Source organism: Aequorivita sp. CIP111184, assembly GCF_900489465.1.
In the GTDB taxonomy this organism is placed as follows: domain Bacteria; phylum Bacteroidota; class Bacteroidia; order Flavobacteriales; family Flavobacteriaceae; genus Aequorivita.
This window is the reverse complement of sequence record NZ_UEFQ01000013.1, coordinates 442,902-456,273: the sequence shown is the minus strand read 5'-3', so window position 1 is coordinate 456,273 and position 13,372 is coordinate 442,902. Positions and strand designations below refer to the sequence as shown.

General features: G+C 36.4%; 12 protein-coding genes and 1 tRNA gene. 9 read left to right on the top strand and 4 right to left on the bottom strand.

The genetic code is table 11. The annotated features are described in order from the left end of the window. Positions 1 to 135: 135 nt before the first annotated feature. On the top strand, positions 136 to 2,004 hold the full coding sequence (locus AEQU1_RS02195; RefSeq protein ID WP_111878427.1) for a sodium:proton antiporter: 1,869 nt from the start codon (positions 136 to 138) through the stop codon (positions 2,002 to 2,004). 34 nt (positions 2,005 to 2,038) lie between these two features. After that, on the top strand, positions 2,039 to 2,266 hold the full coding sequence (locus AEQU1_RS02190) for a hypothetical protein (RefSeq protein ID WP_111878426.1): 228 nt from the start codon (positions 2,039 to 2,041) through the stop codon (positions 2,264 to 2,266). A gap of 385 nt (positions 2,267 to 2,651) precedes the next feature. Here the strand turns inward: AEQU1_RS02190 and lepA are convergent, their stop codons facing one another. Then, positions 2,652 to 4,448 carry a translation elongation factor 4 gene (gene lepA, locus AEQU1_RS02185; protein ID WP_111878424.1) on the bottom strand — a complete coding sequence of 599 codons (1,797 nt, stop codon included), beginning with the start codon at positions 4,446 to 4,448 and terminating at the stop codon, positions 2,652 to 2,654. 218 nt (positions 4,449 to 4,666) lie between these two features. On the opposite strand from lepA, the gene AEQU1_RS02180 reads away from it, so the two are divergent. From AEQU1_RS02180 to AEQU1_RS02170, 3 genes are all read left to right on the top strand, one after another. Then, the gene (locus tag AEQU1_RS02180) at positions 4,667 to 7,084 is read left to right on the top strand and encodes a TonB-dependent receptor domain-containing protein (protein WP_111878422.1); all 2,418 of its coding nucleotides are present in this window, start codon (positions 4,667 to 4,669) and stop codon (positions 7,082 to 7,084) included. Positions 7,085 to 7,166: 82 nt separating this feature from the next. Further along, positions 7,167 to 8,162, top strand: a complete 996-nt coding sequence (gene dusB, locus AEQU1_RS02175; RefSeq protein ID WP_111879029.1) for a tRNA dihydrouridine synthase DusB — start codon at positions 7,167 to 7,169, stop codon at positions 8,160 to 8,162. Between the two features lie 157 nt (positions 8,163 to 8,319). Continuing rightward, positions 8,320 to 8,976, top strand: a complete 657-nt coding sequence (locus AEQU1_RS02170) for an FAD-binding oxidoreductase (protein WP_258455097.1) — start codon at positions 8,320 to 8,322, stop codon at positions 8,974 to 8,976. Positions 8,977 to 9,015: 39 nt separating this feature from the next. On the opposite strand, the gene AEQU1_RS02165 is transcribed toward AEQU1_RS02170, so the two are convergent. Both AEQU1_RS02165 and rbfA read right to left on the bottom strand, forming a co-directional pair. Beyond that, positions 9,016 to 10,221: an FtsX-like permease family protein gene (locus AEQU1_RS02165; RefSeq protein WP_111878419.1), complete on the bottom strand. Its 1,206-nt coding sequence runs from the start codon at positions 10,219 to 10,221 to the stop codon at positions 9,016 to 9,018. A 1-nt stretch (position 10,222) separates the two neighbouring features. Then, a complete protein-coding gene (rbfA, locus tag AEQU1_RS02160) occupies positions 10,223 to 10,636 on the bottom strand; it encodes a 30S ribosome-binding factor RbfA (protein WP_111878417.1) in 414 nt (137 codons plus the stop codon). 88 nt (positions 10,637 to 10,724) lie between these two features. Between rbfA and mce the strand changes: the two genes are divergently transcribed. From mce to AEQU1_RS16410, 3 genes are all read left to right on the top strand, one after another. Further along, positions 10,725 to 11,132: a methylmalonyl-CoA epimerase gene (gene mce / locus AEQU1_RS02155; protein ID WP_111878415.1), complete on the top strand. Its 408-nt coding sequence runs from the start codon at positions 10,725 to 10,727 to the stop codon at positions 11,130 to 11,132. A 109-nt stretch (positions 11,133 to 11,241) separates the two neighbouring features. After that, positions 11,242 to 11,315, top strand: a tRNA-Ile gene (locus AEQU1_RS02150). A gap of 168 nt (positions 11,316 to 11,483) precedes the next feature. After that, positions 11,484 to 11,681: a PID-CTERM protein-sorting domain-containing protein gene (locus AEQU1_RS16410; RefSeq protein WP_111878414.1), complete on the top strand. Its 198-nt coding sequence runs from the start codon at positions 11,484 to 11,486 to the stop codon at positions 11,679 to 11,681. Here AEQU1_RS16410 and AEQU1_RS02145 read toward each other — a convergent pair. Next, positions 11,662 to 12,249 (bottom strand): riboflavin synthase, encoded by a 588-nt coding sequence (locus AEQU1_RS02145; RefSeq protein WP_111878412.1) that lies wholly within the window; start codon positions 12,247 to 12,249, stop codon positions 11,662 to 11,664. The two genes, AEQU1_RS16410 and AEQU1_RS02145, sit on opposite strands and share 20 nt — an antisense overlap. Positions 12,250 to 12,305: 56 nt before the next feature. Between AEQU1_RS02145 and pdxA the strand changes: the two genes are divergently transcribed. Beyond that, positions 12,306 to 13,367, top strand: a complete 1,062-nt coding sequence (pdxA, locus tag AEQU1_RS02140; RefSeq protein WP_111878411.1) for a 4-hydroxythreonine-4-phosphate dehydrogenase PdxA — start codon at positions 12,306 to 12,308, stop codon at positions 13,365 to 13,367. Positions 13,368 to 13,372: the final 5 nt, after the last annotated feature.

Below are 13,372 nucleotides of genomic sequence, written 5' to 3'. Positions count from 1 at the left end.
TGAGGAATTGAGTCGCAAATTAATAAAAGCGTTGCACTCCAATGGGCGCTGAGTAAATTAATTATGCTATTTTTAACAAAATGTTAATGTTTTAGGGGAATCAAATATGTTTAATTTAGCCGAAAACCTAACCAGATGGTAGAACTTGCAGGAATTATAATTTTAGGAATCTTGGCGCAATGGGTTGCGTGGAAGTTTAAAATTCCAGCAATTCTCCCTTTAATATTGATTGGCCTTTTGGTTGGCCCACTTTCCACTTTTATGTCTGAAGACGGAACCCAATGGTTACAACCTATTTGGAATGGAGAAAAAGGACTTTTCCCGGGTCAAAATTTGTTCTATTTTGTATCGTTGGCCGTGGGAATTATTCTTTTTGAAGGTGGACTCACCTTAAAGCGCGGTGAAATTTCAAAAGTTGGCCCCGTAATTGGGAAGCTAATCAGCATCGGTGCTGCCATTACATTTATTGGTGCAGGTATTGCGGCTTATTACGTTTTCGGCCTCAGTTGGCGTATATCTTTTCTTTTTTCTGCTTTAATAATTGTAACGGGACCTACTGTAATTACACCAATCTTAAGAAATATTCCGCTTAAAAAAGACGTAGCTGCTGTGCTTCGATGGGAGGGTATTCTCATTGACCCCATAGGCGCATTGATTGCTGTACTTGTGTATGAATTTATAAGCGTTGAGGGCGATTCTGGTTATACAAAACAGGCATTATTAGATTTTGGAAAAATTGTTTTAATAGGCATGGCTTTCGGGATTTCGGCAGGATATGCCCTTTACTTTTCAATCAAAAAGAAACTTGTGCCACATTATCTGTCAAATGTAGTTTCACTTTCCCTCGTAATGGCGGTTTTTGTAATAAGTGATTTGTTTGCGCATGAATCGGGACTTTTAGCTGTAGTAGTTATGGGAATGTTTCTTGGAAATAGTGATTTGCCGAGCCTTAAAGAGCTTCTTTATTTTAAGGAATCGCTCAGCGTATTGCTGGTTTCTATACTGTTTATTCTGCTTGCGGCAAATATAAGCGTCGAAGATCTTTTGTTGGTTTATAATTGGAAAACCGCAATTTTATTGGCTATTGTTATTTTTGTACTCCGGCCATTAACGGTCTTTGCTAGTACCATTGGCTCGTCGCTTAAAACAAATGAAAAATTCTTTATTAGTTGGGTCGGACCCCGCGGAATTGTTGCAGCAGGTATTTCTTCCCTTTTTGGCACACAATTAGTTTCAAAGGGTGTTGTTGGAGCAGAATATATTACTCCCTTGGTTTTTGCCGTGGTTTTGATAACTGTAATTATAAACGCCACAACAGCACGAGTTATGGCTAGTTGGTTAGGAGTATTTTTGAAAAAATCTGAAGGAATACTTATGGTTGGTGCATCAAAAGCATCTCGATTAATTGCTACTTATTTGCACAAAAACAATCGTCATGTTGTGCTGATAGATTCCAACCAATTAAATATAAACAGGGCAAAAGAGCTAGGCTTGGAAGCGTTTACCGCAAATATTTATGCGGATGATTTAACAGATAACATAGAACTAAACGATGTGGGTTACTTGCTAGCAATGACTGGTAGTGACGAGATTAATAAACAGGCAATAAATCGCTTCGGAAAATATTTTGGGGAAAATGGAACCTTCAGGTTAATGACTTCCGAAGAAATGAGGCAACGTCAAAACCTTTCTGCAAAGGAATTGTTTTCATACACACATGACTATAGCCGTTTTACGGAAGTAGCACAGGATTTTCCATCGATACAAGAAATTCCAGTGGAAAGCCATAATCAATTTTTACGCGTTTTAAATATTATTGGTGAAAATGAAAACGCAATTCCATTATTTATGAAGCGACCCAATGGGTTTTTAGATTTAATTATCGCCCCAGCGGAACTGGAAGTAGAGGAAGGTAGTAGCCTGGTCTATCTTGGAAAACCTATGGACTTTGAAGATGTTGTAAATGCAACGAGAACAGAAAACGAAGGGAAATCTCAAAATTAATTCAGCCACATAATCGTTCTTTTAAAAAATTTTAATGAATAAAATCTCTATCCTTATAGCAATAGCTTGTATCCTTTTAATTATTTCTTGTAAAAAAGATGATGGCGTTTCTTGCACTACATGTTCATCGCCTGAAACAGTCAGTTTTCAAGTGTGTGAGGAGAGCGATGGCAATGCTTCCGTTAACGGACAAAACACAGGAACTTCCTATAAAACCTATCTCTCTGACTTGCAAGAGTCTGGAGTTGTGTGCGGCAATTAGTCTTAATATTTTGTTAATTTTTTTTACAAACGTTACGATGTTTTTTCATATTTGTTACTCAACGTAAAAAATTTAAAAAGATGAAAAAACTTTTATTTAGTGCATTAATTCTAGGATTGGTATTAACAACATCTTGAAACAAAAATGACGATGGTGGCGGCAAAAGCTGTGAAGAAAGGATTGAAGATATTAATGCTGCTGCTTCGGTTTATATTGAAAACCCAACAACCAGTAATTGTGAAGACTACCGAAGCTTAATTCAAAGCTACATTGATTCTGATTGCGGAGGAGGCAGTAGTTATGAAATTATTTTAAGTGGCTTGAATTGTTCTTAACAATTCAACTCTACAAAAAAAAGCCCCAAATTATTGGGGCTTTTTCAATATTAATCGTTCAATTTAAGCACAGCCATAAATGCTTCCTGCGGAATTTCAACATTCCCCACTTGGCGCATACGTTTCTTTCCTTTTTTCTGCTTTTCCAATAGCTTACGTTTTCTCGAAATATCACCACCGTAACATTTTGCGGTAACGTCTTTCCGAAGTGCTTTTACGGTTTCACGTGAAATGATTTTAGCACCGATGGCCGCTTGAATTGGAATATCAAACTGTTGCCTTGGTATAAGCTCACGTAGTTTTTCACAAATTCTCTTCCCAATATCATAAGCATTATCTCTGTGAAGCAGTGCCGAAAGCGCATCAACAATGTTTCCGTTGAGTAAAACATCTACTTTAACAAGATGGGACATCCGCATTCCAATAGGAGAATAATCAAAGGATGCATATCCTTTTGAAACTGTTTTTAGCCTATCATAAAAGTCAAAGACAATTTCTGCCAAAGGCATATCAAAAGTAAGTTCAACCCTTTCGGTGGTTAAATATGTTTGGTTGGTGATTTCGCCTCTTTTTTCAATACAAAGTGACATAACGGAACCAACGTAATCTGATTTTGTGATGATTGTAGCCTTAATATAAGGTTCCTCCACACGATTAATTTTTGAAGGATCTGGTAAATCTGAAGGATTGTTTACCAAAATAGGTGTTTCTGGATCTTTGTTAGAAAAGGCGTGATAAGAAACGTTTGGAACAGTAGTAATTACTGTCATATCAAACTCTCTTTCCAATCTTTCTTGAATAATTTCTAAGTGAAGCATCCCCAAAAATCCACAACGGAAACCAAAACCAAGTGCCGCAGAGCTTTCTGGAATGAAAACCAGGGAAGCATCGTTTAATTGCAATTTTTCCATCGAGCTTCGCAACTCTTCATAATCTTCGGTATCAACAGGGTAGATTCCAGCAAAAACCATTGGTTTTACGTCTTCAAAACCTGCAATCATATTTACAGTTGGGCTTTTAGAATCTGTAATAGTATCACCAACTTTTACTTCTTTGGCTTCTTTAATTCCAGTAATTAAGTAACCTACATCGCCAGTTTTAATTACATCTCTTGGAAATTGTTTCAGTCTCAAAGTTCCCACTTCATCGGCGTAATAGCTTTTTCCCGTGGCCATAAATTTAATGTGCTGTCCTTTTCGTATTTCGCCATTAAGAACTCTAAAATAAGTTTCAACACCGCGGAAAGGATTGTAAACAGAATCAAAAATAAGTGCTTGTAAAGATTCTTCAGGATTTCCTTTTGGCGGAGGAATGCGCTCAATAATAGCGCTCAATATTTCGTCAATACCAATGCCGGTTTTGGCACTTGCGGGAATTACTTCCTCAGGTTTGCAGCCTAAAAGATCTACAATATCATCGGTTACTTCCTCTATATTTGCAGACGGAAGATCAACTTTGTTCAAAACTGGAATTATTTCTAAATCGTTTTCCAAAGCCAAGTAAAGGTTTGAAATGGTCTGTGCTTGAATACTCTGCGCAGCGTCAACTATTAAAAGGGCGCCTTCGCAAGCGGCAATGGAACGGGATACTTCATATGAAAAATCAACGTGGCCGGGAGTATCGATTAAGTTAAGAATATAATTTTCGCCTTTATAAACATATTCCATCTGTATGGCGTGGCTCTTAATAGTGATTCCGCGCTCACGTTCCAAATCCATACTGTCTAGCAGTTGATTTTGTTTTTCGCGATCGGTCACTGTACCAGTGGCATCTAAAAGACGATCTGCCAAGGTACTTTTACCGTGGTCAATATGGGCAATAATGCAAAAATTTCGGATGTTCTTCATAAAAATTCCTTCTCGTGCTACAATTTGCAAATATAGATTAAAAGAGTGATTAAATGGTTTATGATTATTTGGAGCAAAATATTTACATAAAGAGTTTCTTAATTTAATATTTTTTTAACATATTTGTATAGTATTACTGTATTTCAACTATGTTAATTTGTTTTCTCCCCAGATAAAAAATATAGTAACTGGTGCCTCCCCAGATATCTACTTATGTTATGAAAAGACTTTTTACTCTATTCTGCTGCCTTTGCGGCGGTATTATGATAGCGCAGAACCTCAATATTTCTGGGAGGGTTACTGATGCGTCACAATTACCATTATCTTTTGTAAATGTTTTGGTCTATAAAGCCGATGCTGAAACTCCTTCTCAAGGAACAACTACTGATGAAGATGGTTCTTTCATATTTAAAGGTTTGGTGGCCGGGACCTATAAACTCAACTTTAGTTATATAGGTTTTGAGAACACTGAACAAACCATTGAACTTTCTTCAAATAAAAATTTGGGTAATATTGTTTTAAAGGAAAGTTCTGAGACGCTGGGTGAAACAGTAGTAACCGCAAAACTCCCAACTATCAAAAAAACTACCGGAAAACTGGTTTTCAATGTTGAAAACACTTCACTTTCCGTTGGGAGCACAATGGATCTTTTAAAAAAAACACCGGGAGTTGTTGTAATTGGAGAAAATATACAAATAAAATTTTCTTCTCCAGTAACCTATATCAATGGAAAGCGCGTTTATCTTTCTGCCGCGGAAGTTACATCCCTTTTGGAAAATACTGATGCCGCCAATATTAAATCGATTGAGGTTATTACAAACCCAACCGCCAAGTATGATGCCGACGCTGCAACCGTATTAAACATTATTACTTCTAAACCAATTTCAATAGGCTATAAAGGTTCTTTAAACACTACATACACCCAAGGAATTTATCCAAAATACAGTTTTGGGACATCGCATTTTTACAAAAACAACTGGCTGAACCTGTATGCCAGCTATAATTACAATACCAATAAACAGTATAAGGAAGACGAAAGCTATATTCGATATTTTAAACCTGATGAGGTTTCCACAAAATCAATTTGGGAAACATATTTTAATCGCACCACTAACTCAGAAAATCACACTGGAAATCTAGTTTTGGATTTTACCCTAGATGATAAAAATTCACTTAGCCTGACATCAAACATTTCTATGGCTCCTGACAATACATATCACAATAATGGGCATGCTTATATCTATAACCCCCAGAAACAATTAGACTCCATAAACACTACACTGAGCGAGGTGAATTACAAGAAAGATAATTTGGCTTTTGCCTTGGACTATCAAAGAAAATTAAACGATAATGGCGCGACTCTCTCTGCGGCCGCCAATTATATTTATTACAATCATAGACAAGACCAAAGCGTTAGTTCCGATTACTTTTTGCCAGACAACGACTTTTTGAGGAATAATAGTTTTTTCACCAACTCAGCACAGAATAGCAATATTTTTACTGGGCAAACAGATGTTTCCGCAAATTTATGGGAAGGTACATTTACCGCGGGTTTTAAATTCAGCAATATCGATACTGAAAGCAAAATTAACTTCTTTGATACCGAAAACAATATTGATACTTTCAACGATGCACTATCAGATAACTTTAATTACAAAGAAAACATTTATGCAGAGTATATAAATTATGAAAAAGAGTGGGAAAAGTGGAGCATTACCGCAGGAATTAGAGGAGAATATACAGATATTAATGGCATTTCACGCACTGTGGGCGAAGTGAATACCCAAACATATTTTGAAATTTTTCCTTCCGCATCTGTAAATTATAATATTAATGATAACAACAGTATTGGCATTGGCTACAACCGTAGCATCCACAGACCGCGATATGAAAGTTTAAATCCTTTTAAATATTTCATTACCGAAAATAACTTTATCGCTGGAAATCCACACTTAGTTCCGTCTATAAAGGATAAAATCACATTAAGTTACTCCCATAAAAACAAATGGTTCTTTGATTTATATTATGAAAATATAAAAAACGGATTGGGTAGTTTATCTTTTCAGAATAATGAGAATAGCACTTTACGAAGTGTGTATGATAATTTAGTCAATGAATATCAGTACAGTTTTGATATCGGTTTCTATAGTTCCCTTACTTCGTGGTGGTATTTTCACCTATCTACTTCTTCTTACTATTTATCAAATAAATTTAACGCTTTGGAAAGTTCTCAGGATGCTTATACCAACGATACTTTTGGGCAATACCTTCAAACCTATAATAACTTTACTCTTTCAAAAGATCGGTCATTTACCGCTGATATTACCGCCCTTTATATATCAAATTTTGTCTTCGGAAACAGATATTTTAAAAATCAGAGTTTTGTAAATATTTCCTTTAGAAAAGAATTTTGGGATAAACGGGCAAGTTTAACGGTAGGTGTGGATGATATTTTTAATACGCTCAACAATGTTGCTTCTACAACAAAATATTACAATCAAGACAATCAGTTTTTGGTAAATCAGGAGAATAGACTTTTCCGTATCGGATTCAAATACAATCTTGGAAATGCCAGACTTCGGGACAACAAAAAGAATATAAATATCGACGAAGGTGATAGATTGGGAGATGAATAATTTTTTTTTATTTCACCAAGATTTAAGTATCCATCTTAATTTTATTGATATTCACTACTTTTGCATTTCCAAAATAAAAGAATTGCCAAAAATAGGAAACATACAACTGCCCGATTTTCCATTGCTGCTTGCACCTATGGAAGACGTTAGCGACCCACCGTTTCGCGCGCTTTGCAAAGAGCAGGGTGCCGATGTGGTATTTACTGAATTTATCTCTTCCGAAGGGCTTATTCGCGATGCCGCCAAAAGTGTGATGAAGCTAGATATTTACGAAAAGGAACGTCCCGTGGGAATCCAAATTTTTGGCGCTGTTTTAGAATCTATGCTTCGCAGTGTAGAAATTGTTGAAGCCAGCGGCCCAGATATGATTGATATTAACTTTGGCTGTCCTGTAAAAAAAGTAGTTAGTAAAGGTGCGGGCGCAGGAATTTTGAAAGATATCGATTTAATGGTTAGCCTAACCGAAGCTATGGTAAAGCACACAAAATTGCCAGTAACCGTAAAAACCCGATTGGGTTGGGATCACGATTCTATTAAAATTATAGAAGTTGCCGAACGTTTGCAAGATGTAGGCTGTCAAGCACTTTCTATTCACGGCCGTACACGTGCCCAAATGTATAAAGGCGATGCAGATTGGAAGCCCATTGCAGATGTAAAAAATAATCCGCGAATGCACATTCCAATCTTTGGAAATGGCGATGTGGATACTCCCGAAAAAGCGATGGAAATGCGCGACAAATACGGTTTGGACGGTGCAATGATAGGTCGTGCCAGCATTGGTTATCCGTGGTTTTTTAAGGAAGTGAAACACTATTTTAAAACTGGTGAGCATTTACCGCCACCAACAATGCAAGAACGCGTAGAAGCCGCCAAACGCCACTTGCAAATGGCGATAGATTGGAAAGGTGAAACGCTGGGCGTTTTTGAAACCCGCCGCCATTACACCAACTATTTTAAAGGAATTCCAAACTTTAAGGAATACCGGATGAAAATGGTAACAAGCGATGATTCCGCCTCTGTTTTTGAAGCCTTTGATGAGGTTTTGGAGATTTTTGGAGATTATGAGTTTGCTCAGTAAGATTTTAAAACAGTAAAGTTAAGATTGTTTACTATTATAAAATTACGATTCTCCCCTTCGTGTTTATTCAGTTTCTGAATAATTGGGTAATAAGAGTCTTTTCCTATAGGTGGTATTATAAAAAATCCTGTCTACCTTTATACCTAAAATAAACGCGATGCAGCGGCTCAAAATTCTCAACACTTATTTCATTACTCATAACGTTAAGCGCTTTGTATTAGAAAAGCCACCGGAGTTTACTTATACTCCGGGACAATCAGCACATATATCCATCAATTTGCCGAACTGGAAGGACCAGATCCGTCCGTTTACGTTTACTTCGCTACAGCATTGGGACCACTTAGAATTTATAGTCAAAATTTATGAAGACCACAAAGGCGTTACCTCACAAATGGGCAGACTCAGTACAGGTGATGAGCTGTTACTTCACGATGTATACGGTACGATTAAATATAAAGGGCCTGGTATATTTATAGCTGGGGGTACAGGTATCACACCGTTTATTGCAATATTTAGAGCACTTTTTGAGAGTGGAAATTTGAGAAATCTCGCGTTATTGTATTCTAATAAAACCAAGGAGGACATAATTTTAGACGATGAATTGACAAATATGTTGGGACCGGCCTACAGAAATGTGTTCACCCAAGAAGGAGTAATTGGTTTTAGAGAACGCAGAATTGACCGTAAATTTCTTATAGAAACTATTGGGGATTTTAACTCGCGCTTTTATGTTTGCGGCCCTAAAAAATTTACGGAAGAGATTTGTGAAGCATTGGTGAGTTTGGGAGCAAATCCCGAATTTCTTATTGTTTAAAATAGCGCGCGGAAATTAAAATCATGCTTCTTTTTCAGTTTAAAACAACAGTTTTTCCCGGACTCTACTTGATGCAATTTTTGAGGCAATAAGTCCTAAAACACTTATTGTTACAAAAACAACCACAACGTTTATAAGTTTCAGTTTAACGGGATATGGCAGCGTGCTGGTGATAGCTACAAATTCAAATTTTAGTTGCGCCAACACTGCAAGAATTCCTAAGAATATCCCCAAAAGTCCGCCCAACACAGTCATTAGCGTTCCCTGCAAGAAAAAGATACGGCGTATTTCAGGAAGCGAAGCACCCATATTGTAAAGTGTTTTTATGTTTTTTCGCTTGTCCAAAACCATCATAATTATAGAACCGATAACGTTGAAAAGCGCAATAATTAAAACCAAAGTGAATATTAAATAAACCGCGATGTTTTCGGTATTCAGCATTTTGTAAAGGGCATCGTTTTGCTGGATACGGTTTTTAATAAGAATTCCCGTTGGAAAGATTTTTTCAATTTCGTTGCGCACATTTTCTTCGGAAGAATTTGGCAACAATTTTATTTCCACAGAGGAAATTTTTGAACTATCCAATGACAAAAGGTTTCGTGCAAATTCCAAATCGGAAAAAACGTATTTCGAATCCAAATCCTCGTTTACTTGATACACTCCCGAAACCACTACATTTTCTTTGCTGAAAGCATCGGTGGGATCTAATGCATTAAGTTGCCCCGTTCCAGGTTTTGGAACGTAAATTTCCAGCAAATTTGAATAATCATTCACGCCCATCGATAGTTTTGCAATTGTGGAAAGCCCAACAACCACTTGATGTTCGCCGGGAACGAACCATTTTCCAAAATACATTATACTGTCTAGTTGGTTCACTTTTCCATAAAGTGAATCCACGCCTTTAATATATGCAATGTGGTTTTTTCCTTTGTAATGAAGAAAAACACGCTCCTCAATTATTTCTGAAAAATTTCCTATCCCTTCAACATTTTTCAGTTGTTTTCTTTGTGCTTCTGAAAAAACAAGTGTCTTTCCGCTTTCTGGAAGTATTTTTAAATCGCTATCAAATTCGTTTGTAAACTGAAGACTGAAATCCTTCAACCCCGAAAAACCCGAAAGTACTATAAATAATGACATAGCCCCTACCACTACGCCAATTGCCGCAATACCTGTAATAATATTGATGGCATTATTGCTGCTTTTTGAAAACAAATAGCGTTTGGCGATGTAGAGCGAAAAGTTCAAGTTATGATTTTTTTCTTTTCGGAAGTAAATCTGGATTTTTTAAAGGGTTATCTTCACCTTTTACAGCCTTGTCTATTTTTTCAATGTACTCCAAAGAGTCATCGTTATAAAAGGAGAGATCTGGCATTTTACGAAGTTGATTCTTGGTAAGTTGCGCAATTTGATGTTTTATATTGGGCTTTAATTTGTTTAGCTCAATCACTATTGCATCAGCTTTGTCTGCTGGAAACACGCTCACATATACTTTCGAAATAGAAAGATCTGTAGTTACAGTTACTTTGCTTACTGATATTATAATATTTAATTGTCCCGCTTCGCGAAGCATGTTTTGAAGCACGTTGGCGAGGTCGTTTTGCAGAACACTCGCAATTTTCTTTTGTCTATTACTTTCTTCCATACTGCAAAAATAGAACATAAAACCGTACGGAATGTTAATGAAGCGGCAAGCTTATTGAAATTCAATAGAATTAAGTTTGTATTTTTGAATCATTCAAGAATTATTTATGGAAAAAATTGAACATATAGGCATTGCAGTAAAGAACATTTCGGAAGCCAATAAAATTTATGAAGCTTTATTGGGAAGCGCACCTTACAAAAGCGAGAAAGTAGAAAGTGAAGGAGTTGAAACTTCCTTTTTCCGCTGTGGTGAAAGTAAAATTGAGTTATTGGAAGCTTCCCGCCCAGACAGTCCTATTGCTAAGTTTATTGAAAAAAAGGGCGAGGGAATTCACCACATTGCTTTTGCGGTAAAGGACATTAAAAAAGAAATGGAGCGACTGAGTAATGAGGGCTTTGTATTGTTGAATGAAATTCCAAAAAAAGGGGCAGATAATAAACTTGTGGCATTTCTTCATCCCAAATCCTCAAATGGGGTTTTAGTAGAGCTTTGTCAAGAAATTGAGAATAAGTAAAAATAGTTTTGCTGTATTTGTAAAGTGTTTTACATTTGCAATCCTGTTATTTGTTCGAATACCGGTTATCTATAGAAAGATGAGGTACTCGGAAAATTTAAACAGAAACGGTCCCATAGCTCAGCTGGTTAGAGCATCTGACTCATAATCAGAGGGTCCATGGTTCGAGCCCATGTGGGACCACTTTTTTTGAATGGCTAAGAATAAGTCAACGCAAAACTAATTTAAAATACAATTTTCACGTTAAAAATGAGTTATTAATCATTCAATAACTCATTTTTTTATTTGAGGATAAAAAAAAATTATTACTTTAGGCGGACTAATACGATCCCAAATCGTTAATGAACAACCATGTCATCACTTATTTATAATGTAATTTTGCTTGTTTTTCAAGCTACCTCTGGTAGTCAAGGACCTCCCCCGCCATCTCAAAATCGGGCGCCGGGATTACCAATAGATAACGATTTGTGGATTCTGCTAGCTGCAGGTATTTTATTTGGAATCTATATAATTTATAAAAGAACTCGAGTTATAAATAAGGCTGCATAAGGTTTTTTACATACTTCCCTATAATATCAAACTCCAAGTTTACTGCGCTTCCCTTTTCAATTGTTTTAAAATTTGTGTTTTCAAAAGTGTAAGGAATAATAGCAACACTAAACTCTCCCTTTTTGGAATTAACTACCGTTAGGCTAACTCCATTTACTGTAATAGAGCCTTTTTCAACAGTGCTGAAATCCGCGCTTTTATATTCGAATGTAAAAATCCAACTACCGTTTGCATCTTGAATGTTATTGCAAATGGCAGTCCCGTCTACGTGACCCTGCACCATATGTCCGTCCAGCCTGTCGCCAAGTTTCATGGCTCTTTCTAAATTTATCAAGCAACCTTTTTTAAGCTTTTTCAGGTTAGTCTTATCCAAAGTCTCTTTAATGGCAGTAACCACATAAGACGCTTCTTTTACTTTAACAACAGTTAAACACACACCATTGTGCGATACACTTTGGTCTATTTTTAGTTCTTGAGCAAGCGGGCTGTTTATTTCTATTTGAAGATTCTCACCTTCTTGTATAAGTTGGTTTATTTCACCAACGGTTTCAATAATTCCTGTAAACATTGTAGTATTTGGTTACATTTGTATTGCAAAAGTAACAATTAAAAAAGCCAAACATAATGAGCAGAGAGGATAAAATAGTGGTCGGTATTTCCATTGGCGATATTAATGGGATTGGAAGCGAAATAATTCTGAAAACATTTGAAGATTCGCGCATGCTCGAATTCTGTACCCCCGTTATTTTTGCTTCGGTTAAGTTGATGTCTTTCTTCAAAAAACATTTTGAGGCAGATATTAATTTCCACGGAATTGATAAAATAGAAGATCTTATACCAAAAAAAATTAACGTACTTAATGTTTGGAAAGAACACGTTGATGTAACTTTTGGTGAAGAAACTCCAACTGGCGGCGAATATGCCATAAAATCTTTAAAAGCGGCTGTTGCAGCTTTAAAAGACAAAAAGATTGACGCTTTAGTTACTGCACCCATAAACAAATCCAACATCCAATCTGAAAGTTTCAATTTTCCGGGCCATACAGATTATTTGGCCCAAGAACTAGAAGGTGAAAGTTTGATGCTTTTAATTTCTGAAAATCTTCGCGTTGGTCTTTTAACGGACCACGTTGCAGTAAAAGATGTTGTAAAAAATATTACACGAGAACGTATAGACAAAAAAATAAATACAATTTATCATACTTTAATTCAAGATTTTGGAATTCAAAATCCCAAAATTGCAGTTTTGGGTATCAATCCTCACACGGGAGATAATGGTGTTATCGGCGATGAAGATGACACACTTTTGCGTCCCGCGTTAGATAATATCCGCAAAAATGGAAAAATGGTTTTTGGTCCTTATGCTGCTGACAGCTTTTTTGGATCCGGAAATTATAAAAATTTTGACGCCATTATCGCTTCTTACCACGATCAAGGTTTAGTGCCATTTAAAACCCTTGCATTTGGAAAAGGTGTAAACTTCACGGCTGGTCTAAACCGCATTCGTACCTCGCCCGATCACGGTACCGCGTTTGATTTGGCTGGAAAAAACAAAGCAAACTTTGAATCTTTCCGTGAGGCAGTTTTTAGTGCTGTTTCTATTTTTGAAACTCGAGAGGAATATGATGAAATTTCAAAAAATCCACTCCAAACTTCCCGCAAAAGAGGCTTCTCAAAAAAGAAATAAAAAAA

Bases quoted from the DNA above. Each gene is read 5' to 3' on its own strand.
- AEQU1_RS02195 (WP_111878427.1), top strand. From the start codon at position 136: ATGGTAGAACTTGCAGGAATTATAATTTTAGGAATCTTGGCGCAATGG.
- AEQU1_RS02190 (WP_111878426.1), top strand. From the start codon at position 2,039: ATGAATAAAATCTCTATCCTTATAGCAATAGCTTGTATCCTTTTAATT.
- lepA (WP_111878424.1), bottom strand. From the start codon at position 4,448: ATGAAGAACATCCGAAATTTTTGCATTATTGCCCATATTGACCACGGT.
- AEQU1_RS02180 (WP_111878422.1), top strand. From the start codon at position 4,667: ATGAAAAGACTTTTTACTCTATTCTGCTGCCTTTGCGGCGGTATTATG.
- AEQU1_RS02170 (WP_258455097.1), top strand. From the start codon at position 8,320: ATGCAGCGGCTCAAAATTCTCAACACTTATTTCATTACTCATAACGTT.
- rbfA (WP_111878417.1), bottom strand. From the start codon at position 10,636: ATGTTCTATTTTTGCAGTATGGAAGAAAGTAATAGACAAAAGAAAATT.
- mce (WP_111878415.1), top strand. From the start codon at position 10,725: ATGGAAAAAATTGAACATATAGGCATTGCAGTAAAGAACATTTCGGAA.
- AEQU1_RS16410 (WP_111878414.1), top strand. From the start codon at position 11,484: ATGTCATCACTTATTTATAATGTAATTTTGCTTGTTTTTCAAGCTACC.
- AEQU1_RS02145 (WP_111878412.1), bottom strand. From the start codon at position 12,249: ATGTTTACAGGAATTATTGAAACCGTTGGTGAAATAAACCAACTTATA.
- pdxA (WP_111878411.1), top strand. From the start codon at position 12,306: ATGAGCAGAGAGGATAAAATAGTGGTCGGTATTTCCATTGGCGATATT.